The organism is Nocardia sp. CC227C, assembly GCF_030767025.1.
Lineage (GTDB): Bacteria > Actinomycetota > Actinomycetes > Mycobacteriales > Mycobacteriaceae > Nocardia.
This window is the reverse complement of record NZ_JASITE010000017.1, coordinates 16,065-36,704: the sequence shown is the minus strand read 5'-3', so window position 1 is coordinate 36,704 and position 20,640 is coordinate 16,065. Positions and strand designations below refer to the sequence as shown.

The window sequence follows — 20,640 nt, the reverse complement described above, 5'->3', positions numbered from 1 at the left end:
GCACCCGATACGTCAGCGCACGCGGGCCTCGTCGTCGGTCAGGCGCAGTTCCATGGTCACCGGTATCACGCCCACCTCCAGCGCCTCCCGCAGCCGGACCACGGCCTCGCCGAGTATGCGCCGCCGCAGCTCGGTGAGGTCGGCCTCCGGCGTGGCGGTGACCACCAAGTGCAGCTCCGGTGCCCGGCCCGGCCCGGACAGCCACGCGGTGGCCGAATCCACGGTGTCGAAGGATTCGATGTCCTCGGCCACCGCCCGCGCCGCCGTGGCCGAGGACAGCGTGGTCCGACCGGTCGAATTCGCGTCCGCCAGCTGCCATGTCACCGTCGGCGGCAGGCGGAACAGCTGCGCCACCAGCCAGCGCAGACACAGCAGCGCCAGCACCGCGGCGCCCGCGACGACCGCGTAGAACACCCAGGTCGGCGGTTCGGCGGCGCCGGGTGTGAGCGGCTGCGAGCGGTCCACCCAGCCGACCCAGCCGCGCTGGGCCGCGATCAGATAGCCGCCCGCGGCCAGCAGCAGCACGCCGACCAGGGCGATGAGCGACCGATTGAGGCGAGCCGGGCGGTTGACGGTGATCATCGGGAACCTCCGGTCCGGGCGGGGCGCAACCGGGCGCGCACCCGCGTGGGATGCCGCGGGGAAATGCGATCGAGGGTGTCGGCCAAGGCCGCGTGCACGGTATCGGGCAGCTCGCTGATATCCACGCGGTCCGAGGCCGCGGATACGCGCACCCCCTTGCCGCGCACCTTGATCCGCGCCTTCTCGATCCCCGGCACCCCGGCGGCGGAACGGTGCAGTGCGGTGCGCAGGCTGCGGCGCTCGATTCCCGCGTCGCTGCCGTCCACGGTGCGCAGCGGCAGTACCACCGCGCGGCCGGGAATCGCGGCCAGTGCGATGAGCGCCAGCCCGACCACCGCCGCCGTCGCGCCCACGGCCAGCACCACGACATCACCCCATTCGGTGTCGTGCAGCCGGGTGGCGACGCTGTCGTAGGAGAGGATCTCCCCGGTGCCGGTGAGCCGCTGGACGAGCGACACGATGACGGCGACGGACAGCGCCAGCAGTGCCAGCGCCACCACCACCGCCGTGCCCACTCGCCGCGGCCGCCGGATCACCGCACCCTCCGGCGCGCGGATTCGACAGCGGGAGCGGCTGTTTCGACCTCCATGGCGGAGATCTCGATATCCACGCCGGTGACCGTCAGGCCCGCGAGTTCGCCGACCCGCGCGATCAGGTGCGTACGGCAGGACTCGGCGACCCGGGCCACCGGCAGCGGATACCGCACCGGCAGGCGCACCCGCAGGGCGGCGGCATCGGCGGTGACATCGGCGTCCACGCCGACCCGCGACCCCACCCCGTCCACCTCGGTGGCCGCGTGTGCCGCCAGGCGGCGCACGGCGCGCTCGGAAACGGTGGTGGTGCCGGGCAGATCGAGCGCGACCGCGGCGGTCACCGCCGGCTCCGATCCTGTGCCGACCGGATCAGGCCGGCCAGATCGATCTCGCCGTCGAGCCAGCGGCCGACCAGCAGGCCCAGCCCGGCGAACACCAATACGATGGCGAACGCGCCGAATCCGCCGAAGGCCATGGCGAATCCGAGCGCGATACCGACAGCGAGACTGATCGTCGTGGCGTTCATCTGCGTCTCCTCAGCTGCGGGCGGATGGGATTACTGCACGCGATTGGATGCGGGCGACTCGTCATCGTCGTCGCCGGGGATGTAGACGTCGTTGACGTTGATATTCACCTCGACGACCTCGAGGCCGGTCATCTGCTCGATGGCGGTGATGACATTGCGGCGCACCGCACGCGCCAGTTCCGCGATGGATACGCCGTATTCGACCACCAACTCCAGATCGACGGCGGCCTGCTTCTCGCCGACCTCCACCGAGACACCCTGGCCCACACTGGCCGACGCGCCCGGAATCCGGTCCCGGATCGCGCCGAACGCGCGGGCCGCACCGCCACCCAGCGCGTGGACGCCGCGCACCTCGCGGGCGGCGAGTCCGGCGATCTTCTGCACCACGATGTCGCCGATGGTGGTGGTGCCCTGATCGGTCACCAGCGCATCATCATTCGCCGATTTGTTGCGAACGGCCGTGATCTGTCCATCGGCGGCGGTCTTGCCGGTCGACTTCTCGGTGCTGGTTCCGGTCATGTCTTCCTCCTGAATTTTGTTGTCGTGCAGCGGAACAAAAGTGTCCGTACTGGTTCGACACCGGGAGTCCGCCGAACTCACGCCCGATGTCCGTGATCTAGGTAACCGTTTCGTCGCCGAAGGCGGCGGCATCGAGCTCGGCGACCACCACGCGGATGTTCGCCTCGGCCCAGGCGGTGTCCTTCAGCAGGGCTGTCACCGCGGTGGACAGCCGCTCCACCAGCGGGCGCAGCGGCAAAGCGGTTGCCGCCACCCGGATTTCGACGACCTCCTTCGTCAGATCGACCGCATAGGCCCGGCCGCCGCGGGGCAGCCAGGCTACCGCGTCGAGACCGAACGGCGCGACGGGGCGCAACCCGTCCGTCGCCTCGATCGCCTCGACGATCGACTCCACCAACTCCGCCGCAGCGGTCACAGCGCCCCCGGTTCGATATCGAGAATGGTCACCGACACCTCGTCGACGGTGACTCCGGTCTGCTCCCGGACGGCGTCGACCACCGCCCGCTGCACCGCGGCGCCCACGGCCGCGGCACGACTTTCGGCCCCCAGCGACAGGTCCACCTGGACGGCGAGACCGCCGATGGCCGTGCGCTGCACGCGCACCCCCTCCGCGGCCGCCGACTCCTGGCCGATCAACAGCTGCTTGCCCAGGCGCGCCCAGCCCACCACCAGGCCGCGCAGGCCGGGCTCCAGCCGCGCCACCCCCGGCACCGAGGCGGCGGCGCGCGCGGCCACCGCGGCCACCACCGCGTCCGAGACGACGAGTTCCGCGTCCACCGTCATCGGTCCCGCTCCTGGTAGACGTCGTCGACGGTGACATCCAGGCGGCCGAGCAGCAGCCCCGCCCGCGCCGAGACGGCCGCCGCCACTCGCTGGCGCACCAGCGGCACGATGCCTTCCAGGCTGCCGCCGCGCATGCGCACCGCGATGGACAGGGTGACCCGCACGATATTCGCGCCGTCGGGTCCGGTGCCGACGCTGCGCATGCGGCAGCGGCGCGCCCGCACACCCGGAACGCTGTCGGCGGCGTAGCGGATAACCACCGCGACCGCCTGCTCGCTGACCTCCACCCTGCCCGGCAGGTCGGTGGGCAGCTCCAGCGTCTGTCCGCGCCGCACCTCCGCGCGCACCGCGAACATGATGCGGCCGAACAGGTCCGGCGGTGTCGGTTCCGGTTCGTCGATCAGCTCCTGGGTGGCCTCGCGCAGCGCCAGCAGGCTGTCCCGTGCCGCCCGGCAGTCCGCACAGCGCGCCTCGTGGGCGTCCGCGTTGCCCGACTGCACGGCGTCGAGCCGCCGCCACACCTGTTCCATACCGCGCCCACAGGGCAGCAGATAGTCCTCGTCGGTATCGGTTACATCCGTCATCGCCATGCCTTCATCACCTCCGCCAATTGCACCCGGGCCCGGGCGATGCGCCCGCGTACCGCCGTGACGTTCGCACCGACGATGTCGCCGATCTCCTCGTACGAGCGGCCGTGCACCTCCCGCAGCAGCCAGCACGCCCGTTGCTCCGGGGTCAGTTGCTGCAGGGCTGCCGTCAGCGCCTCCAATTGGCTGTTCACTTGCACCGCGTGCTCGGGTCGGATGTCGTGCCGTGGTGACACGGTGCTGTCCGGATCCACGTCCGCCGCGGGCTGACGGGCCCGCAGCGCATTCAGGCACCGGTTCGTGGTCGCCCGATACAGCCACCCCGCGAACGCGGCATCGTCGTGTAGCTGACCGATCCGTCGCCACGCCGTCAGGAAGACCTCCTGCACGACATCCTCGGCCTCGCTCCGGTCCGCCAGCATCTTCGCCGCCAACCGGAACATGGGCCCCTGATAGCGCAGGACCAACTGTTCGTATGCACGAACATCGCCGTCCCGCGCCCGACTCACCAGGGTGGCATCGTCGAGTTCTGCCGCATGTGCCGCATCCGTCGGGGTCACCACGCCTCCTCACCGTTCACCAATCAGGACACGGCTATCTCGAAAACGTCACGCTCCAGTATCCGTGACCGTTGTCTCAGCCTCGGCCGAGTGAGTTTCCGTGCTCTCCAGTGTCCTCATATCGGTGCCTGAATCCGGGCACAAACACTCGATACGGAGGTTTCGATGTCTCTGAGTGACAAGATCAGCAACAAGGCCGAGGACCTCACCGGCAAGGCCAAGGAAACCGCCGGTGACGTGACCGGGGACGACGAACTGCGCGGCGAGGGCAAGGCCGACCAGCTCTCCGCCGGCCTGAAGGACGCCGCCGAGGACATCAAGGATGCCGTCGGCGACGTCGTGGACAAGGTGAAGGGGACGCTGGGGAAGTAACCCCGCGACCCGGTGAACAGCATCGAGCCCCGCCCGATCGGGCGGGGCTCGATGCGTGGGCCGGTGGCGGTTCCGGCGGCCGGGCGCGGCCGGGCTACCCGCCCGCCAGGCTCTCCCGGAGGGCGCGCACCGCCGCGGTCGGCGTGTAATCCGCGGGCACCCCCTCCACCATGATGATGTCCCCCTCGATATGCCGCGATCGCAGCGGCGCGATCTCCCGATACGCGGGCGAATCCCACCACGCCCGCGCCTGCTCGATCCCCGGGAACCCGATCATCACCACATTCCCCGGCCAGGTCCCCTCCTTCACCTCGTGCTCTTTCATATGCACGAGGTAGCGCCCCCCGTACTCCGCGAAGGTCCCGGGCAGCCGCTCGATGTACTCGGCGATATCCGGGTGCGGAGCGGCATCGCGCAGATGGGCGATCACGTAGGCGGTCATGGGGATCCCTCCGGTCGATCATGTTCGTCCCAGCGATCGTGGCACGCGGAAGGGTTTGGACGCGATTACCTTTCGGGTAATGGCAGCGCCTACGGCCGGGCGCTGCCGCCCGTGTATCGGTGCCGTGGCCGCGGTCTCGGCGAGCAGTGGCCCGCGGTGCCCGCGCGGGCAGTGCACTCCAGTGTCGACGGGACCTTCCCCGATCGCCGCGGGTGCCTGGATCGGTGCCGTGGAGCAGGCCTGCGTCTCGCCGGACCGCGGATGGCGGTATGGACGGTCGGAAACGGGCATCACCTCGCTTTCTCGCTCACCGGAGCCGCGTGCGGGCCGCGGTCGCGCCCGCGGCGGTACGGAGGGCCGCGCTGGGTGGGCTCCGGTGGGGATGGTCGTCGCCCGCGCGGCGTCGATGGTCCGGCCGGGGCCGGGATCGCCGCGGTGGCGGGCCGTCGACGTGGCGGTCGCGCTCGTCGGGGACCGGTCACGCGGGCGGCCGCCGACCGCAGGATCTCCTCGACGTCGGCGAACAGCTCCTCGATGTCTGGATCGAGCGCGAGCAGTCGTTCGTCGAGGTCATCGAGCCACCTCGCACCGGTATCGACGGGTGCCGGTGCGGCGGCAACGGTCAGGCGTTGATCGCCTGCCGCTCGCCGTTGTGGTGCGTGATCTCGATCTTGCGAGGCTTGGCCTGTTCGGCGACCGGAATGGCCAGCCGCAGCACACCGTCTCGGTAGTCGGCGCGAATCCGGTCGGTGTCGAGGCTCTCGCCGAGGAACAGCTGGCGGCTGAACACCCCGCGCGGACGCTCCGCGGCGATCATCGATCTGTCCGAGTCCAGTTCCGGGCGCGACGCCCGCACCGTGACCACATTGCGTTCGACATCCAGATCCACCGAGTCCGGGTCGATACCCGGCAGGTCCAACTCCACCAGGAACTCGTCCCCGTCGCGCCAGGCGTCCATCGGCATCGCCGCCGGACGTGCCGCGGTACCGAGCACCTGCTGCGTCCACCGGTCCAGATCGCGGAACGGATCCGTGCGCATCAGCATGGTCGCCACCTCCCACTCACTCCAATCCCATACTCATTGGGTTAGATAATCTGTGTCTGATGACAGAGATATTTTTAGCACTCTCTCACCGAGAGTGCAAGGCTCGGAGTGCGCCCCCGGGCGGATCGATGCGGGTGAACGGGGTCGGCGGGCCCGGCGGCCGTGCGGCCACGGTCGCCGACTCCCGCGCGACACGTCCGGCCAGCTCCGGCCCAGCAGAGCGCCCCGCGGTGCTGCGACGACGCCGCGGCCGCGACGGTCGCCGCTCCGGAGCACGGCCGCGCGGGGCAGGCGTACGACATCGTCGACGACGAACCGGTGACCTGGTCCGCCGAAACCGCCGGAAATCGTCCGGATTTCCATGAATCGATATGCCGCGCTCGCGTTTTCCTGCTACGGCCCAGCGCTGCCCGGCGGTTCGTGCTCGGTCGGCACGTCGGCGTCGAAGCGGGCGCGGGCGCGTTCGACATCGGGCAGGGTGACGGTGGCCCAGTGCAGCAGTGCGTCGATGAGACTCTGCAATGACTTTCCCAGCGGTGTGATGCGGTATTCCACCGCGACCGGGCGCGTGCCGATCACCACGCGCTCGACCATGCCGTTGCGCTCCAGGCGGCGCAGGGCGGTGGTGAGCGACTTCTGCGTCACCACCGGGATGGCGCGGCGAAGTTCGTTGAAGCGCAGTGAATTTCCGCAGAGGGCGTCCAGGATTTGCAGCGACCACTTGTCGAGCATCTGATCGAGCAGCTCACGGTGCTGCGCGGTGAGCTGCGGGGCGTCCGCACCGGAGGGGGAGGTTTCCAGCATGACACCTAGTCTCGTTGAAGTTCCCTTCGAGTACCAGGTAGACATCAGATACCTACTCCGACAGCGAAGGGATCACCCGTGACAGTGCAACTGCTCACCCCGCCCGGCATGTTCACACCCGTTCCGTACCACCATGTCTCGGTCGCCACCGGATCGCGTCACATCCATGTCGCGGGCCAGATCGCCCGCGACGCCGAAGGCAATCCGATAGCCCCCGGCGACCTGGCCGGACAGCTGGTGCAGGCCCTGCGCAACACCGCTCGCGGCCTGGCCGGAGCCGGGGCGACCTTCGCCGACGTGGTCCGCCTCCGCTTCTTCGTGACCGGATGGACTCCCGACAAGTACGACGAGTTCATCGCGGGCATCGAACGTGTCACCGACGAGCTCGGCATCCCCCGGCCGCTGCCGCCCGTCTCGGCCATCGGCGTCGACTATCTCTTCGAACCCGACGTACTCGTCGAGGTCGAGGCATACGCCGTGCTCGACTGACCCCGCGTCCACCGACAGCGGGTGCGGCCGGTTCCCGGCAACCGGCCGCGGTGTGCCTAGCCGGACAGGCTGCTGATCACGCAACCCAGCCGAGCGAGCGGGTGGATCACGCCGGTGCAACTGTCGGCGATCTGTTCGGTCGGTGCCGGAGCGTGTGGTTCGAGCGACAGCGGGGCCGCGGTAGCGGCGCCGGCACCGACCAGGGTCGCGGCGCCGATGACAGCGCCGACGAGGATTCCGCGCAATGCGCGCATCTGAAACTCCTTGCGTAAGGGGAAACGGCGGCCGGAAACACAACCCGGCCGACCTCTCGAACCTACCCGATTCCATTGCGCACGAGGCATTTACGGTTTCCGCGCGAGGTGGTCAGCGTCCTGGTCTCGATTCCCCGCGAAACCGATGTAGATTCTCAGTCCCCGCATGGCGGCCATCTTCTCGCGGGGAATGATGATCTTTGCGGAGCTGACCAGAAGGGCGGCTGCCAGCAGCCCGGCAACAATCCGAAGGGCGAGGTTCATGAGTTTCTCCTGATGCCGTTCGCGGCATCGTCGTCGGCGTCCTGATGGTGTAACTGTCAGTGCGAATGCAGGTCGCTGCGGCTGATGGTGCGCGGGGTTTCGAGGGAGGCGAGTTTGTCGGGGTTGCGGATTCCGTAGAAGTTGCTGATCTTGCCGTCGATGATCTCGAGTACGGAGACGGCCTCTAGACGGTCGCCGCGGAAGATGGCGATCGCGGGCGCCTGGTTGAAGGTCACCAGTTCGACTCGCACGTTCGAGATCCGGTGGGCCGTGCGGAAGACTCCGATGAGGATCTCGGCCACCTGCTGGGCGCCCGATGCCCGCAGCGCCGCCGCCGATACCTTGCCGCCGCTGTCGGTGGTCCAGGTGGCATCGGGGGCGAGAATCGACAGCATGGCGTCCATGTCGCCGGTGCTGGCCGCCGTCATGAACCGTTCGGTGAGTTCGGTGGTTCTGGCGGTGTCGACGGGGGCGAATCGAGGTCGTCGTGCGTGGACGTGGGAGCGGGCGCGGTGCGCCATCTGGCGCACCGCGGCCACGGATTTACCGACCGCCGCAGCGATGTCGCTGTAGTCGAAGTCGAAGACTTCGTGCAGGACGAAGACCGCGCGCTCGTCGGGGTTCAGAGTCTCCAGCAGTACCAGCATGCCCATCGACACCGATTCGGCGAGCACGACATCGGTCAGTCCGTCACTCTCGGTGACCAGCAGCGGCTCGGGCAGCCACGGCCCGACGTAGTCCTCGCGGCGCCGCGCACCGGCCCGGAGCGTGTTGAGCGCTTGGCGGGTCACCAGTTGCGCCAGATACGCTTTGGTGTCACGGACCGTGGTCGGGTCCACGTCGGCCCATCGCAGGTAGCTGTCCTGCAATACGTCGTCGGCTTCGGTGGAGGACCCGAGGATCTCGTAGGCGATCGTGAACAGCAGTGGCCGCAAACAGGTGAATCGCTCGGTGTGCTCGTCGGTGCTGTTCACAGGTTCGGCACCTTAGCGGGTGCGCTCACCGGCTGTGCAGGTCGATCGCCGAGCCCCTTGACCATCGGGAATGATCCGGGTTTGCGGGCTTCCTTGCTGATTCCCGACACGGTGCCCTTGCACACCGCCTCTTTGATCGATGCGCCCAGTCGACCACCGAGGTAGAAGTTGCGGGCGGTGTCGTCACGGCGGGTGAACTGCACAGTCGCGGCACGCCGCCCCAGGCTGATCCCGGTGCCGACGAAGCCGATGTCGATAGTGGCGGGCCGAGCACCGGAGAGCCGGGCCAGCACGGTGTCGGCGGCTTGGGCGCCGAGCGGTCCCGCAGCCTGGCAGCTCATCCGCAAGGGCTGACCGGACGGGGCCGCGCAGTCGCCTGCGGCGATGACCCGGTCGTCGTCGATGCTGGTCAGTGTCTCGTCGGTGAGGAGCCGCCCGGCGTCGTCGGTTCGGAGCCCGCTGTCGGCAGCCAGCCCCGGCACGCCGAATCCGGCGGTCCAGATCGCGACCGGGCCGGGCAGCACCGTGCCGTCGGTCAACACGACCCGTTCCGGCCAGACCTCGCCCACATGCGCGTTCTCCAATACCGCGACGCCTCGCTTGGTCAGCCACTTGGCCACCGACCGCCGAGCCGGTTCCAAGAAGGTCGGGGCCAGCTGCGCACCACACACGAGTGTCACCACGCGACCTTGTTCGGCCAGTTCGGCGGCGGTTTCAATGCCGGTAGGCCCTGCGCCGACGACGGTGATCGGCGCATCATGGGGCAGCTCGTCGAGCGCTGCACGCAGACGCTGCGCGTGTTCCCATTCCCCGATGGGGTAGGCGAACTCGACCGCGCCGGGCACCGACGCGGGGATCGTCGCGGTGCTGCCGACCGCGTAGATCAGGTAGTCGTAGCCCAGTTCACCACCGGATGCCAGAGCCACGGTGCGCGCGGCCGTGTCGATGCGGTCGACGCTGTCGATGACAAGCCGCACGCCGTCACCGAGCAGGCTGCCATAGTCCACGACAGCCTCGCTGGTACCGGCCACATACTGGTGCAGCCGAATTCGCTCGACCAGATGCGGCCGCGGATTGATCAGGGTGATATCGATGTCGGCGCGCTGCCGCAGACGGTTGGCCGCCACAGTGCCGGCGTACCCGCCGCCAATGACGACGACCTTGACGGTGTTGCTGTTTTCAGTCATGCCCTCGAGACACCGCGGACCCCTCCGGACGTAACACGATGTGACGCGCATCACTTTCGAGGACCTACCGGAGGAAAGCGTCAGCCGCGCGCCATATCCACGAACCGGCTCAGATGCAGCTGGTGCGCGACGGTGATGGTCGCGGTAGGACCGTTTCGGTGCTTGCCGAGAATGAGGTCCGCCTCGCCGCCGCGCGGATCGTCTCGTTCGAAGGCGTCGGGGCGATGCAGCAGGATGACCATGTCGGCGTCCTGCTCGAGGCTGTTGTGGACGGCGATCCCCTGGGCCACGAAGTTGTGTGTGCCGGGAACGGTGCCGTCGTAGACGTCCTGCTCGCCGAGGCTGGTGATCTCGACGATGCGGTCCCAGAAGACGTCGTTCGTCGCGAACATCTCGATATCGGCGTCGTCGAGGACGGCGGCGACGCGGGCGAGGCGAGAGCGACTCGGGGCGTGCTTCCAGAGGGCTGAACCGCAGTAGCGGGAGCCTAGGGCGGCCTGGAACTCACGGTGGGAAATCTCCTTGGTGGCGAGGAGGGTTCGAACCTTGCTCCATACGTCCTTGGGCACGGTGTCCACGTTGGTGTTTCGAGTCATCGGCTCGAGTTCGAGCAGCGCCGCCTCAGCGGCTGTTCCCCGGGCACCGTGGACGCCAACGTTCTTCAGGAAGATCGTCTGGTTGTCCGCGCCGTCGATGGTGAGGTGCCAACAGGCGCGGTAGCCCGGCTTGTGAACCTCCTTGATGCGTCCGTGGACCCCCACGCGGAGCAGCAGCTGCGCGAGGCCGTCGATGAGCCGACGGCTGGTGCTGGTGTAGTAGATGCGGGCTTGGCGGCCTTTCACGTCCCATCGCACCGAGCCATCCGTTGCCCATAGGTGGCGGATGAACAGTGCGACCTGATCGTTCGGCAGTGCGAAAACGCGCTGGGGGATGAACTTCTCATAGCTGCGAAGGCCGAAGAGACCCAATTCGTCCAGCCATGCGGCGATCGGGTTGCGCTTGCCGTGGGTGAGGCGGTTCGGCGCGGGCAGGCGCAGAGTGGTCACCCGCGCGGCGGCGTACTCGTCCCGGACGGGCGTGATGCCGAAGTGGGTCGCGGCGGTGCTCACCGCGGCGAGGTTCTCCTCGTCGATGCTGGCGTATCGGATCGGCTGACGCTTCACACAGGAACCGTCGCCGATCATGTGCGCGAGCATGATCACTTCCGCGTCCGGCATGCGCTCGGTGTGCACCGGTTCGGGAACGACGCGTGGGGTCGCCAAGCGATCGCCGACAGCGAGCTTCTCCAGAGGGATCCACCCGTCCACGGTCAGGAACGGGTGATTGCCGGTCGCCTCGACCTCGCGGCCGGAGGCGAGCCGCAGACGGAAGACCTCTTTGCGCCCGCTGGGGAACACCTTCACCATCGGACGCGCGACCATGCGCATGCGCTCGTCCAGCGACCACACCAGCGGCTGTTCACCGCTGGAGAGCAGTTCACCCAGCGTGACCTCGCTTCCGGTGTCTGCCCGCAGGATTCGCGTCGATGCCGGGAGACAGCCCGATTCGCGCAAATCGGACACCATCGGCCGTTTATCCGTTCGCTGTTCCGGACCACGGTTCAGCTGGGAGATCGCGACCACCGGAACCTCGAGTTCCTTCGCGAGCAGCTTGAGGCTTCGGGAGAATTCCGAGACTTCCTGCTGGCGGGATTCGACCTTCTTGCCGGAGGTCATCAGCTGGAGGTAGTCCACCACGACCAGGCGCAGGTCGTGCCGCTGCTTCAGCCGCCGCGCCTTGGCGCGGATCTCCATCATGGTCAGGTTCGGCGAATCATCCACGAACAACGGCGATTCGGAGATCTCACTCATCCGCCGCGCCAGCTTGGCCCAGTCGTCATCGCTCATCCGCCCCGAACGCATATCCCCGAGCTTGATCTTCGCCTCGGCGGACAACAGACGCATGACGATCTCGGTGCGGCTCATTTCGAGCGAGAAGATGACGCTGGCCAACCCGTGCCGAATCGAGCAACTACGCATGAAATCCATGCCCAGGGTCGATTTGCCCACGCCCGGACGGGCCGCGACGATGATCATCTGTCCCGGATGCAGGCCGTTGGTGACCTCGTCGAGTTCGGTGAAGCCGGTGGGTACGCCGAGGGAGATGCCGCCGCGGGAGGCGATGGAGTCGAGCTCGTCCATGGTGGGCTGGAGGATTTCCTCCAGGGGGGCGAAGTCCTCGGTGGAGCGGCGTTCGGTGACCTCGTAGATCTCGGCCTGGGCGCGGTCGACGACCTCGGCGACGTCCTGGCCGTCGGCGCCCGCGTAGCCGTACTGGACGATGCGGGTGCCCGCCTCGACCAGGCGGCGGAGGATGGCCTTCTCGGCCACGATCTCGGCGTAGTAGCCGGCGTTGGCGGCGGTGGGGACGGTTTGGGTCAGGGTGACCAGATACGGGGGGCCGCCGATGCGCTTGAGTTCGCCGCGGCGGTCGAGGGCGGCGGAGACGGTGACGGGGTCGGCGGGTTCGCCGCGGCCGTACAGGTCCAGGATGGCGTCGTAGACGGCCTGGTGGGCGGGGCGGTAGAAGTCGCCGGGGCGGATCACCTCGACCACGTCGGCGATGGCGTCCTTGGACAGCAGCATGCCGCCGAGGACGGACTGCTCCGCGGCCATGTCGTGCGGGGGCTGGCGGCCGAAATCCTCGCCGGGCGGTTCGTAGGACGGGCCCTGCTCCTCGTGGCCGCGATCGTCGACGACTGCCATCAGGCTCGACCGTCCTCTCTCATCTCCAACCACCTTCGATGACTCGTTGTACGCCTGCGCACCGACATGTTTCGGGATGCTTCGCGGCGTTGCGAGTGCGCGTCGGCAAACTCGTGGTGCCGAGCGCTCGGATACGTGAGATCACGTCGTCGCCGGGCCCCGGGCACGACACCCAAGCGAACGTAGGCGAGCGCGGGGGCACCCGCCAAACCGAGTTGTGCGCGGATCTGGGGATAACGTGGGCATTGTTCACCAGCTGTTGTGCACCCCCTGTGGATTGCTTGGGGAGAAACCGGGGCCGGATAGATCAATCCCCAGGTAGCGATGTAATTCGCACGGTGCGCAACTGTGGATCAAACCGGTACGGCGTGTCGCTGGACATGAACATTCGGGCGTGTTGAGTGAACGGCATCCGACCGCAATGTGGCCTGTGACACAACGGGAGAGGTTGGTTTCATCCAGTAGTCCCCAGGGCGGCAACCGCTGTGGATCGGCAAATGGCACACCGATCCGACGAGCACCGTCGACGCCCAAAAGCCATCGTCGAGCAAACAGGTGCGGGCCTCACGAGATCGCGAACGTGACTACTGATCTCGTGAGGCCCGGGTAACTCACCGGGTACGCCCGAAATCGGGTCGGCACCCGACCGCCGGCACGCGTGCGCGACGGTCCACGGCTCTCAGCTGTGCGCTAAAGACTCGGAGAGGCGGGGGAGACCTGGAGGTCGAACTTGGCGACCACGGACGGGTGCAGGTGCACCACGACGCCGTGCTTGCCGATGTTCTTGATGTGCGCCTTCGGCAGCTCGATGCTGCGCTTGTCCACGACCGGCCCGCCGGCGGCCTTGATGGCGGCGGCGACGTCGGAGGTGGTGACCGAGCCGAACAGCTTGCCGGTGCCCGCGGTCTTCACCGACAGGGAAACCGACTCCAAGCCCTCGATGGCCTGCTTCAGCTCGTTGGCGTGGTCGAGGTCGCGCACCTTGCGGGCGTCCTGCGCCCGGCGGATGCCCGCGACCTGCTTCTCGGCGCCACGGGTGGCGACGATCGCCAGACCGCGCGGCAGCAGGTAATTGCGGCCGTAACCGTCCTTGACCTCCACGGTGTCGCCGGGCGCACCGAGGTTGTCCACATCAGCAGTAAGAATCAACTTCATTGCTGTGCCTTCCCTTCTCAGCGAGCCGTGGACACGTAAGGCAGCAGCGCCACCTCACGGGAGTTCTTGACGGCGACAGCGACATCGCGCTGGTGCTGCACGCAGTTGCCGGTCACCCGACGCGCGCGGATCTTGCCGCGGTCGGAGACATACTTGCGGAGCATCGTCGTGTCCTTGTAATCGATCTTGACGATGCCGGACTTGCTCTCCTTGCAGAAGGAGCAAGCCTTCTTCTTCAGCACCTTTTCACGCGCCGGTGCTTTGGCCATGGTCATCTACTCCGTAATTTCGGGAGCCTCTCATCGGAGGAGGCTCCAATGCCGTTGTCTAGAACGGCGGTTCATCGTCCATACGCCCGCCCCCGAAGGAGCCGGCCGCGGGCGCGCTACCCCAAGGGTCGTCGCCGCCGGAGCCGCCAGAGCTCTGCTGCTGGCCGCCTCGACCACCACCGCCACCACCGGAGTTGTTGAAGTTCCCGCCACCGCCGGAGCCGCCGAAGCCGCCCCCACCGCCACCGCCTCGGGTGGTCTTGTTGACTTTCGCGGTGGCATACCGCAGCGAGGGACCGACCTCGTCGACCTCGAGTTCGACGACCGTGCGCTTCTCACCCTCGCGGGTTTCGTAGGAGCGCTGCTTCAGTCGTCCGCTCACGATCACTCGCGAGCCCCGGGTCAGACTCTCGGCGACATTCTCCGCAGCTTCACGCCAGATATTGCAGCGCAGGAAAAGCGCTTCGCCGTCTTTCCATTCATTGGTATTACGGTCGAACATACGGGGGGTCGACGCGACGGTGAAGTTCGCGACGGCCGCGCCCGCGGGCGTGAATCGAAGTTCCGGGTCAGCCGTCAGGTTTCCGATGACGGTGATGACCGTGTCGCCTTGGGCCATTATTCCTCCTGCTCTCCGGTGCAGTCCGCAATGCACTCGCTGTTGCGCACAGCCTAGAGGCGGGCACAGACAGTTACGAGCACACTTGCTGGAGGACTGGACTTACTTCTTGTCGAGGCGCAGCACCTTGGTGCGCAGCACCGATTCGTTCAGACCCAGCTGACGATCGAGCTCGCTCACGGTGTCCGAGTTGGCGGTCAGATTGACCACCGCGTAGATGCCTTCGCTCTGCTTCGCGATCTCGTAAGCCAGGCGGCGGCGACCCCAGATGTCGACGTTGTCGACCTTGCCGCCCTCGGCCGTCACAACATTGAGCATGCTGTTCAGGTTCGGGCCGACGGTGCGCTCGTCCAGGCTCGGATCGAGAATGACCATCAATTCATAATGACGCACGGACCTCATCACCTCCTGTGGACTAGGAACGGCCCACGGACGGTCCGTGGGCAGGAGGGTTCGTTGCGTCAGCAACCCGACAAGGGTACATGGGTTCGGCTCGGGCACCGTGCGGGGGGCGGATTCGGCGAAAGTTCCGGTGGGATGAGGCGGTCGGTCGAGGATACGCGGCCTAGGGTGGGTGCCATGCCGAACCGACCCGCCGCCATCGAGCCGGTCGCCGACCAGAGCACCGTCGGCCGTCTCGGGGGCGCGGGCAGACTGGGCATGGCGCTGACCTCGGTACTGGTGTGCGGGGTCACCCTGGTGCTGGCGTATCTGAACAAGGCGCGCTGCGCCGGCGGCCCGTTCACCGGTGACGGCCGCAGCACCGTGTTCGACACGATCAAGGACTCCGACGTCTGCTACTCCGATATCCAGTTCCTCTGGTTGGGACGCGATATCAACGAGCACGTGTTCCCGTACGTCTCGGGCGGGATCACCGCCGACGGCATGCTGACCGGCGGTGCGGTCGAATATCCGGTGCTGAGCGGGCTGCTGATGTGGCTCGGCGCGCTCGGCGCGCACGACGACGCGGCCTTCCTGCTGCACTCCGCGCTGCTGCTGGCCCCGTTCGCCCTGCTGACCGCCTGGATGCTGGGCCGACTGTCCGGTCCGGCCGCGCTGCTGTGGTCCGCCGGACCGCCGCTGGTGCTCTACGCCTTCCACAACTGGGAACTGCCCGTGGTCTGCACCGCCGTGGCCGCGGTCTACGTCATGACGGTGCCGACGCGGTATTCGGTGCGGACCCGGGGCATCGCGGCGGCGGTGCTGCTGGGGCTCGGGTTCTGCCTGAAGCTGTATCCGGGCATCTTCGTGCTGCCCTTGGCCGTCTACGTCCTGGTCACCGGGCGGAGCCTGCGCGGGTACGACGTGCGCGGCGCGTTCGCGGTCTTCGCGGCGGCCGTCGGCACGGTGGTGGCGGTGAATCTGCCCTTCGCCCTGGCCGGCTACGAAGGCTGGCGGGCCTCGATCACCTTCCAGCAGCTGCGTCAGGCCGACATCACCACCAATTCCATCTGGTACTGGGGGCTGCGGCCGCTGTTCGAGCCCGGCACGGAGGCCGAACGCGGCTTCCAGGACGTGGTCTCGCTGGCCTCGCCCGCCCTGGTGCTGGCCTCTTTCGCGCTGGCCATGTGGCTGGGCTGGCGGCGGCACGCCACCGCGGGCCGGTATCCGTGGATCGGCGTGAGCGGCGCCATGCTGTGCGGATTCCTGTTGTTCCACAAGGTGCATTCACCGCAGTACACCCTGTGGTTGATCCCGTTCCTGGTGCTGCTCGAGGTGCCGTGGACGGCGGTCGCGGGCTACCTGCTGGCCGACGCCGCCATCGGCATCGGCGTCTTCCGGTACTTCTACGCCCTGGGCTCCGGCTACACCGCGGAGGTGGAGGAGAACATCGTGCAGTTCGGCGTCTGGGGTCGCGCCGCCCTGCTGGTGGTCTTCTTCTTCGCCTTCCTGCGGGCCGCCCCGCGCGGCAGGCGCGCCGTACCCGATCCCTTCGCCGGTGAGCGGCGCGACCTGGTGCCCGTCTCGCACTGACCCGGCGCGCGGTGTACGCCGCGCGCCTACTTGCGGGCGGGCTGCCAGTCCATACCCCACCCGTAGGCGCGGTCGACTGCGCTCTGATTCCCGTTGACGTAGTTGACTTCCCGGTGCACGGTCAGCCCGCCGCCGCTGCTGTCCAGCAGCGCCACCGCACAGGATCGGGCGCCGTCGACCGGGGAGTCCAGCCGCACCTCGATCTCGCGGCCGTCGGTCGGGTAGAGGGTGACCACCCCGTCGGCCGCGGCCCAGTTCGGCACGCCCTCGTAGATGAAGGCGAAGATCAGGACGCGCCGGAACACCTCGGGCCGCGCCAGATTGATGTGCATGGTCTCACCGCCGGTGGCAGCGCCGGTGCGATCGTCGCTGTCGAGCCTGATGTACGGGGCGGCGTCCAGCGATCCGAAGTTGTTGCCGATGGCCTGCACCACCCCCTTGGTGCCGTCGGCCAGTTCGTAGAGGCAGCCGAGGTCGAGATCGATTGCGCTGGAACGCTTGAACAGCCCCCGCTTGCGGCCCTGCGACCAGTTGAGGTTGACGCGCATGGCGCCCTGGCTGTCGCCGGGCTTGGTGAGGTTCACCGACGGCGTGGCCTTGGATAGCGTGACCTTGGACTGGTTCACACCGCATCCCCCCTCAGGGATTTGATGACCTTCCCGCACCCGCCACGCCGAATGTGGTTGGCGGGTGCGGGAAGTCGATGGCTAGGCGAGACTCAGCCTACCGGTGTGACTTCCTTGTCACCCACTGATTCGGGCTCGGCCTCACGCCGGTTGCGCATAACGCTGGTGATGAAGGCCGCGCCGATGAAGGCGACACCGACGAGACCGGTGATGATCTCGTTGACGTGCACGCCGATCGAGATCAGCAGGATGAACGCCAGCGCACCGATGGCCCAGTGCGCGCCGTGCTCCAGGTACACGTACTCCGACAGGGTGCCCTTGCGCACCAGGTACACGGTGATGGAGCGGACGAACATGGCGCCGATCAGGCCCAGGCCCAGCGCGATGATGATCGGATCCGAGGTGATGGCGAACGCGCCGATGACGCCGTCGAAGGAGAACGACGCGTCCAGGACCTCCAGGTAGAGGAACAGGAAGAAGCCCGCCTTGCCGGTGGCCTTGGCCAGCCCGGACGGTCCGGCGGAGCGCTCGGCCTCCTCGACCATCTCGTCGGTGTGGAACATCGAACCGAGGCCGTCCACCACGACGTAGGTCACGATGCCGAGGATGCCGCCCAGCAGCACGGTCGAACGGTGCGCTTCGTCGGAGACGAACTCCGCGGTCACCACCACGCCGACCAGCGCCAGCACCACGGCCAGCATGTCGAGCTTGCCGAGGCGGGCCAGCGGCCGCTCCAGCCAGCTCAGCCAGGTGATCTCGCGCTCGGCGAGGATGAAGTTCAGGAACAGCATGAGCAGGAACGCGCCGCCGAAGGAGGCGATCTGCGGATGCGCGTCGGTGAGCAGCTTCTCGTAGCTGGGGCTGCCGTCGGCGAAGGTGAGCGCGCCGTCGGCGGGCGGATTCAGCGCTAGGTCGAACGCCTGCACCGGGCTCAGACCCGCGGTGATCCAGACGATCGCCAGCGGGAACACCAGGCGCATGCCGAAGACGGCGATGAGGATGCCGATGGTGAGGAAGATCTTCTGCCAGAACTCACTCATCCGCTGGAGAACGGTGGCGTTGATGACCGCGTTGTCGAAGGACAGCGACACCTCGAGGATGCCCAGGATGGCGCACAGCGCCAGGGCGGTCGGTCCGCCGTACACAAACGCCACGATCAGCGAGAGGATCGTGACGAGAATGGAGAGGCCGAATATTCGCACCGGCTGTGGCCTTTCTGGAAAGTTGGTCGGGGCGCGAGGATATACGCCGAAGGGGCTCGGATCTCCCGAGCCCCTTCGACCGTGAGCGTCAGCGCTAGACGTTCACACCGAAATCGCGGGCGATGCCCGACAGACCGGAGGCGTAGCCCTGGCCGATGGCGCGGAACTTCCACTCCGCACCGTTGCGGTACAGCTCACCGAAGACCATGGCGGTCTCGGTGGAGGCGTCCTCGGAGAGGTCGTAGCGGGCCAGCTCGGTGCCGTTGGACCGGTCCACCACGCGGATGTAGGCGTTGCGGACCTGGCCGAAACTCTGCCCGCGCGATTCGGCTTCGTAGATGGAGACCGGGAAGACGATGCTGTCGACGGTGGGCGGCGTATTGGCCAGGTCGACGTTGATGACCTCGTCGTCGCCCTCGCCCTCGCCGGTGCGGTTGTCGCCCGCGTGCTCGATGGTGCCCTCGGGCGACTTCAGGTTGTTGAAGAACACGAAGTGGCCGTCCGACACGGCCTTCTTCTCCGTGCTCAGCCCGATGGCGCTGGCGTCCAGGTCGAAGTCGGTCCCGGTGGTGGTCCGCACATCCCAGCCGAGGCCGACCGCGACGGCGGTCAGGTTCGGCGCCTGCTTCGTCAGCGAAACATTGCCGCCCTTGGACAAACTGACACCCATGCGGGAATCCTTCCGTTGGAAAGTCTTGTGTCGTTAGTGGTCAACCCGGCAATGTCCGAATCGCCGGGTCTGCGTCTACGACACTAATCGTTTTCCGGGGACTTGGTGACGAACAAGCTGAGGCCATGATGTGAATCGCGGGGCTCGCCGAGCCCGTAAACGCGCGGGCCGGACACATCGGTCACCACCTACCATCGGGGTCGTGGCAGGGCGTAGACGCGGATGGTTCCGGTCGTCCCGGGACGACGAGTGGGTGGGGCGGGCCCGGCAGTTGCTGACGTCCGCGTTCCTGGACATGGATCACCGGCAGAGCATCGCCGAGGCGGGGGCCACCGCGTCCACGCAGCTACAGCCGGAACGGGGTCTGGAGGCGCGCTGGGAGCCGGTGCGGGCGCGGTGCTACGACGCCGCGACCGCGTATCTCGCCCTCACCGAGCGGCTGGACCGGGCCGAACGCGAGGGTTTCCGGGTGCCGCAGCAGGAGATCGACATGGTGGTGCGCCGCCTCGCCGACGCGGCACGCGGGGTGGACGATTTCTACCGCGGCAATCAGGCCCAGATCGAGCATGCGGTGGCGGTCATGGGGGCGGTGCCGCAGCTGGTGTTGCAGGTGCGCACGGCGGCCGAGCAGGTGCGGCAGGCGGCGAACGAGTCCGCGTACGCGCGATACCCCTCCGTGCGCCGGAGCGCGACCGCTGTGGATGAGGGACTCGTCACACTCGACGCGGCGGTGGCGGGGGCCCCGGTGGGGGAGGTGCGGGAGGCCGCCACCGCACTGGAGGCCCGTACCAAGGCGCTGTCCAGAGCGCTGGAAGACGCTCCCGGCAAACAACATTCGGCTACCACCGCGCTGTCCTCGGCGAGCACCCGGCTGGCCGCCGCCCGGCATCGCCTGGAACGCGTCGGCACGGCCTACTCGACACTCCTGCGCGAGTTCAACGCTGCGAGTTCGGCGGATTTGGCGAACAATGAGCGAGACAGCCAGCAAGCTATCGACGCAGCCGCCGCCGAACTCACCAGAGCCCGGGAAGCGCTGGCGGACGACAACCCGGAGCACGCCCTTGAACTGACCACATCCGCGCGCGCACATCTCGCTACCGCCGAGGCGCGGGTCGACGCCGTCACCGACCGGCTGACCCTGCTGCGGCAGGTGCGCGCCGACCCGCAGCAGAAGATGAAAGCCGTCCGATTCAAACTGCGTGACGCGCAGATGCTGGCCGTGCAGCGAGACCTGGTCGACGAATGGGGCTCGGTACTCGATGCTCAATCCGATCGGATCGATCGGGCCACGGCTGGACTGACCGGTCGGCATCCTGATTACTGGGCATACGTGTCCGAACTGGACGCCGCCGCCGCATTCATCGCCGGGGTGGTCGACCGGATGCGTAAAGCCGAGAAATAGCCACACACGAAGGGAAAGTACGGGGGCAGATGACCGCGAGTGCCACCTGTCCGGAAGC

General features: G+C 67.8%; 28 protein-coding genes. 4 read left to right on the top strand and 24 right to left on the bottom strand.

Going from position 1 to position 20,640, the window contains the following annotated elements; all coding sequences use genetic code 11:
- Nucleotides 1–12: 12 nt before the first annotated feature.
- From QMO76_RS28620 to QMO76_RS28580, 9 genes are all read right to left on the bottom strand, one after another.
- Entirely contained in the window at nucleotides 13–582 is a 570-nt protein-coding gene (locus QMO76_RS28620) for an alkaline shock response membrane anchor protein AmaP (protein ID WP_306364450.1), read from the bottom strand.
- Nucleotides 579–1,118 carry a DUF6286 domain-containing protein gene (locus tag QMO76_RS28615; protein WP_306364449.1) on the bottom strand — a complete coding sequence of 180 codons (540 nt, stop codon included), beginning with the start codon at nucleotides 1,116–1,118 and terminating at the stop codon, nucleotides 579–581. Before QMO76_RS28615 ends, QMO76_RS28620 begins: the two co-directional genes overlap by 4 nt.
- Nucleotides 1,115–1,456 (bottom strand): Asp23/Gls24 family envelope stress response protein, encoded by a 342-nt coding sequence (locus QMO76_RS28610; RefSeq protein WP_306364448.1) that lies wholly within the window; start codon nucleotides 1,454–1,456, stop codon nucleotides 1,115–1,117. The genes QMO76_RS28615 and QMO76_RS28610 overlap by 4 nt, the downstream gene beginning before the upstream one ends.
- Nucleotides 1,453–1,641: a hypothetical protein gene (locus QMO76_RS28605; RefSeq protein WP_306364447.1), complete on the bottom strand. Its 189-nt coding sequence runs from the start codon at nucleotides 1,639–1,641 to the stop codon at nucleotides 1,453–1,455. The genes QMO76_RS28610 and QMO76_RS28605 overlap by 4 nt, the downstream gene beginning before the upstream one ends.
- 30 nt (nucleotides 1,642–1,671) lie before the next feature.
- The gene (locus QMO76_RS28600) at nucleotides 1,672–2,160 is read right to left on the bottom strand and encodes an Asp23/Gls24 family envelope stress response protein (RefSeq protein ID WP_306364446.1); all 489 of its coding nucleotides are present in this window, start codon (nucleotides 2,158–2,160) and stop codon (nucleotides 1,672–1,674) included.
- A gap of 97 nt (nucleotides 2,161–2,257) precedes the next feature.
- Nucleotides 2,258–2,575 (bottom strand): hypothetical protein, encoded by a 318-nt coding sequence (locus QMO76_RS28595; RefSeq protein WP_306364445.1) that lies wholly within the window; start codon nucleotides 2,573–2,575, stop codon nucleotides 2,258–2,260.
- Complete coding sequence (locus tag QMO76_RS28590; RefSeq protein WP_306364444.1) at nucleotides 2,572–2,943, bottom strand: Asp23/Gls24 family envelope stress response protein; 372 nt, start codon at nucleotides 2,941–2,943, stop codon at nucleotides 2,572–2,574. The genes QMO76_RS28595 and QMO76_RS28590 overlap by 4 nt, the downstream gene beginning before the upstream one ends.
- Complete coding sequence (locus tag QMO76_RS28585; RefSeq protein ID WP_306364443.1) at nucleotides 2,940–3,533, bottom strand: Asp23/Gls24 family envelope stress response protein; 594 nt, start codon at nucleotides 3,531–3,533, stop codon at nucleotides 2,940–2,942. The genes QMO76_RS28590 and QMO76_RS28585 overlap by 4 nt, the downstream gene beginning before the upstream one ends.
- Nucleotides 3,524–4,090: an RNA polymerase sigma factor gene (locus tag QMO76_RS28580; RefSeq protein ID WP_306364442.1), complete on the bottom strand. Its 567-nt coding sequence runs from the start codon at nucleotides 4,088–4,090 to the stop codon at nucleotides 3,524–3,526. Before QMO76_RS28580 ends, QMO76_RS28585 begins: the two co-directional genes overlap by 10 nt.
- Before the next feature lie 165 nt (nucleotides 4,091–4,255).
- Between QMO76_RS28580 and QMO76_RS28575 the strand changes: the two genes are divergently transcribed.
- On the top strand, nucleotides 4,256–4,462 hold the full coding sequence (locus QMO76_RS28575; protein ID WP_306364441.1) for a CsbD family protein: 207 nt from the start codon (nucleotides 4,256–4,258) through the stop codon (nucleotides 4,460–4,462).
- A 94-nt stretch (nucleotides 4,463–4,556) separates the two neighbouring features.
- On the opposite strand, the gene QMO76_RS28570 is transcribed toward QMO76_RS28575, so the two are convergent.
- The 3 genes from QMO76_RS28570 to QMO76_RS28560 all read right to left on the bottom strand — a co-directional run bounded on the left by QMO76_RS28570 (nucleotide 4,557) and on the right by QMO76_RS28560 (nucleotide 6,753).
- Entirely contained in the window at nucleotides 4,557–4,904 is a 348-nt protein-coding gene (locus QMO76_RS28570; protein ID WP_306364440.1) for a DUF1330 domain-containing protein, read from the bottom strand.
- Between the two features lie 622 nt (nucleotides 4,905–5,526).
- A complete protein-coding gene (locus tag QMO76_RS28565; RefSeq protein WP_306364439.1) occupies nucleotides 5,527–5,949 on the bottom strand; it encodes an Hsp20/alpha crystallin family protein in 423 nt (140 codons plus the stop codon).
- A 393-nt stretch (nucleotides 5,950–6,342) separates the two neighbouring features.
- Complete coding sequence (locus tag QMO76_RS28560; protein ID WP_306364438.1) at nucleotides 6,343–6,753, bottom strand: helix-turn-helix domain-containing protein; 411 nt, start codon at nucleotides 6,751–6,753, stop codon at nucleotides 6,343–6,345.
- 78 nt (nucleotides 6,754–6,831) lie between these two features.
- On the opposite strand from QMO76_RS28560, the gene QMO76_RS28555 reads away from it, so the two are divergent.
- Nucleotides 6,832–7,242, top strand: coding sequence for a RidA family protein (locus QMO76_RS28555; protein ID WP_306364437.1), 411 nt, complete (start codon nucleotides 6,832–6,834; stop codon nucleotides 7,240–7,242).
- 56 nt (nucleotides 7,243–7,298) lie between these two features.
- Here QMO76_RS28555 and QMO76_RS28550 read toward each other — a convergent pair whose 3' ends face one another.
- The 9 genes from QMO76_RS28550 to rpsF form a co-directional block, all read right to left on the bottom strand.
- On the bottom strand, nucleotides 7,299–7,496 hold the full coding sequence (locus QMO76_RS28550) for a hypothetical protein (protein ID WP_306364436.1): 198 nt from the start codon (nucleotides 7,494–7,496) through the stop codon (nucleotides 7,299–7,301).
- A 90-nt stretch (nucleotides 7,497–7,586) separates the two neighbouring features.
- Nucleotides 7,587–7,760 carry a hypothetical protein gene (locus tag QMO76_RS28545; protein WP_306364435.1) on the bottom strand — a complete coding sequence of 58 codons (174 nt, stop codon included), beginning with the start codon at nucleotides 7,758–7,760 and terminating at the stop codon, nucleotides 7,587–7,589.
- A gap of 56 nt (nucleotides 7,761–7,816) precedes the next feature.
- Complete coding sequence (gene sigJ / locus QMO76_RS28540) at nucleotides 7,817–8,734, bottom strand: RNA polymerase sigma factor SigJ (protein WP_306364434.1); 918 nt, start codon at nucleotides 8,732–8,734, stop codon at nucleotides 7,817–7,819.
- Nucleotides 8,731–9,921: an NAD(P)/FAD-dependent oxidoreductase gene (locus QMO76_RS28535; RefSeq protein ID WP_306364549.1), complete on the bottom strand. Its 1,191-nt coding sequence runs from the start codon at nucleotides 9,919–9,921 to the stop codon at nucleotides 8,731–8,733. Before QMO76_RS28535 ends, sigJ begins: the two co-directional genes overlap by 4 nt.
- A gap of 80 nt (nucleotides 9,922–10,001) precedes the next feature.
- The gene (locus QMO76_RS28530; protein WP_306364433.1) at nucleotides 10,002–12,665 is read right to left on the bottom strand and encodes a replicative DNA helicase; all 2,664 of its coding nucleotides are present in this window, start codon (nucleotides 12,663–12,665) and stop codon (nucleotides 10,002–10,004) included.
- A 690-nt stretch (nucleotides 12,666–13,355) separates the two neighbouring features.
- Nucleotides 13,356–13,820: a 50S ribosomal protein L9 gene (gene rplI, locus QMO76_RS28525; protein ID WP_306364432.1), complete on the bottom strand. Its 465-nt coding sequence runs from the start codon at nucleotides 13,818–13,820 to the stop codon at nucleotides 13,356–13,358.
- 17 nt (nucleotides 13,821–13,837) lie between these two features.
- A complete protein-coding gene (rpsR, locus tag QMO76_RS28520) occupies nucleotides 13,838–14,089 on the bottom strand; it encodes a 30S ribosomal protein S18 (protein WP_306364548.1) in 252 nt (83 codons plus the stop codon).
- Nucleotides 14,090–14,147: 58 nt separating this feature from the next.
- Entirely contained in the window at nucleotides 14,148–14,708 is a 561-nt protein-coding gene (locus QMO76_RS28515; protein ID WP_306364431.1) for a single-stranded DNA-binding protein, read from the bottom strand.
- A gap of 102 nt (nucleotides 14,709–14,810) precedes the next feature.
- A complete protein-coding gene (rpsF, locus tag QMO76_RS28510) occupies nucleotides 14,811–15,101 on the bottom strand; it encodes a 30S ribosomal protein S6 (RefSeq protein WP_306364430.1) in 291 nt (96 codons plus the stop codon).
- Nucleotides 15,102–15,368: 267 nt separating this feature from the next.
- Between rpsF and QMO76_RS28505 the strand changes: the two genes are divergently transcribed.
- Nucleotides 15,369–16,682 carry a glycosyltransferase family 87 protein gene (locus tag QMO76_RS28505; RefSeq protein ID WP_306364547.1) on the top strand — a complete coding sequence of 438 codons (1,314 nt, stop codon included), beginning with the start codon at nucleotides 15,369–15,371 and terminating at the stop codon, nucleotides 16,680–16,682.
- Between the two features lie 26 nt (nucleotides 16,683–16,708).
- Here QMO76_RS28505 and QMO76_RS28500 read toward each other — a convergent pair whose 3' ends face one another.
- From QMO76_RS28500 to QMO76_RS28490, 3 genes are all read right to left on the bottom strand, one after another.
- Nucleotides 16,709–17,308: a Tellurium resistance gene (locus QMO76_RS28500; protein ID WP_306364429.1), complete on the bottom strand. Its 600-nt coding sequence runs from the start codon at nucleotides 17,306–17,308 to the stop codon at nucleotides 16,709–16,711.
- Nucleotides 17,309–17,400: 92 nt separating this feature from the next.
- The gene (locus QMO76_RS28495) at nucleotides 17,401–18,510 is read right to left on the bottom strand and encodes a DUF475 domain-containing protein (RefSeq protein ID WP_306364428.1); all 1,110 of its coding nucleotides are present in this window, start codon (nucleotides 18,508–18,510) and stop codon (nucleotides 17,401–17,403) included.
- A 94-nt stretch (nucleotides 18,511–18,604) separates the two neighbouring features.
- Entirely contained in the window at nucleotides 18,605–19,180 is a 576-nt protein-coding gene (locus tag QMO76_RS28490) for a TerD family protein (protein ID WP_306364427.1), read from the bottom strand.
- Nucleotides 19,181–19,382: 202 nt separating this feature from the next.
- On the opposite strand from QMO76_RS28490, the gene QMO76_RS28485 reads away from it, so the two are divergent.
- Nucleotides 19,383–20,582, top strand: coding sequence for a hypothetical protein (locus tag QMO76_RS28485; protein ID WP_306364426.1), 1,200 nt, complete (start codon nucleotides 19,383–19,385; stop codon nucleotides 20,580–20,582).
- The last annotated feature ends 58 nt before the right edge of the window (nucleotides 20,583–20,640 follow it).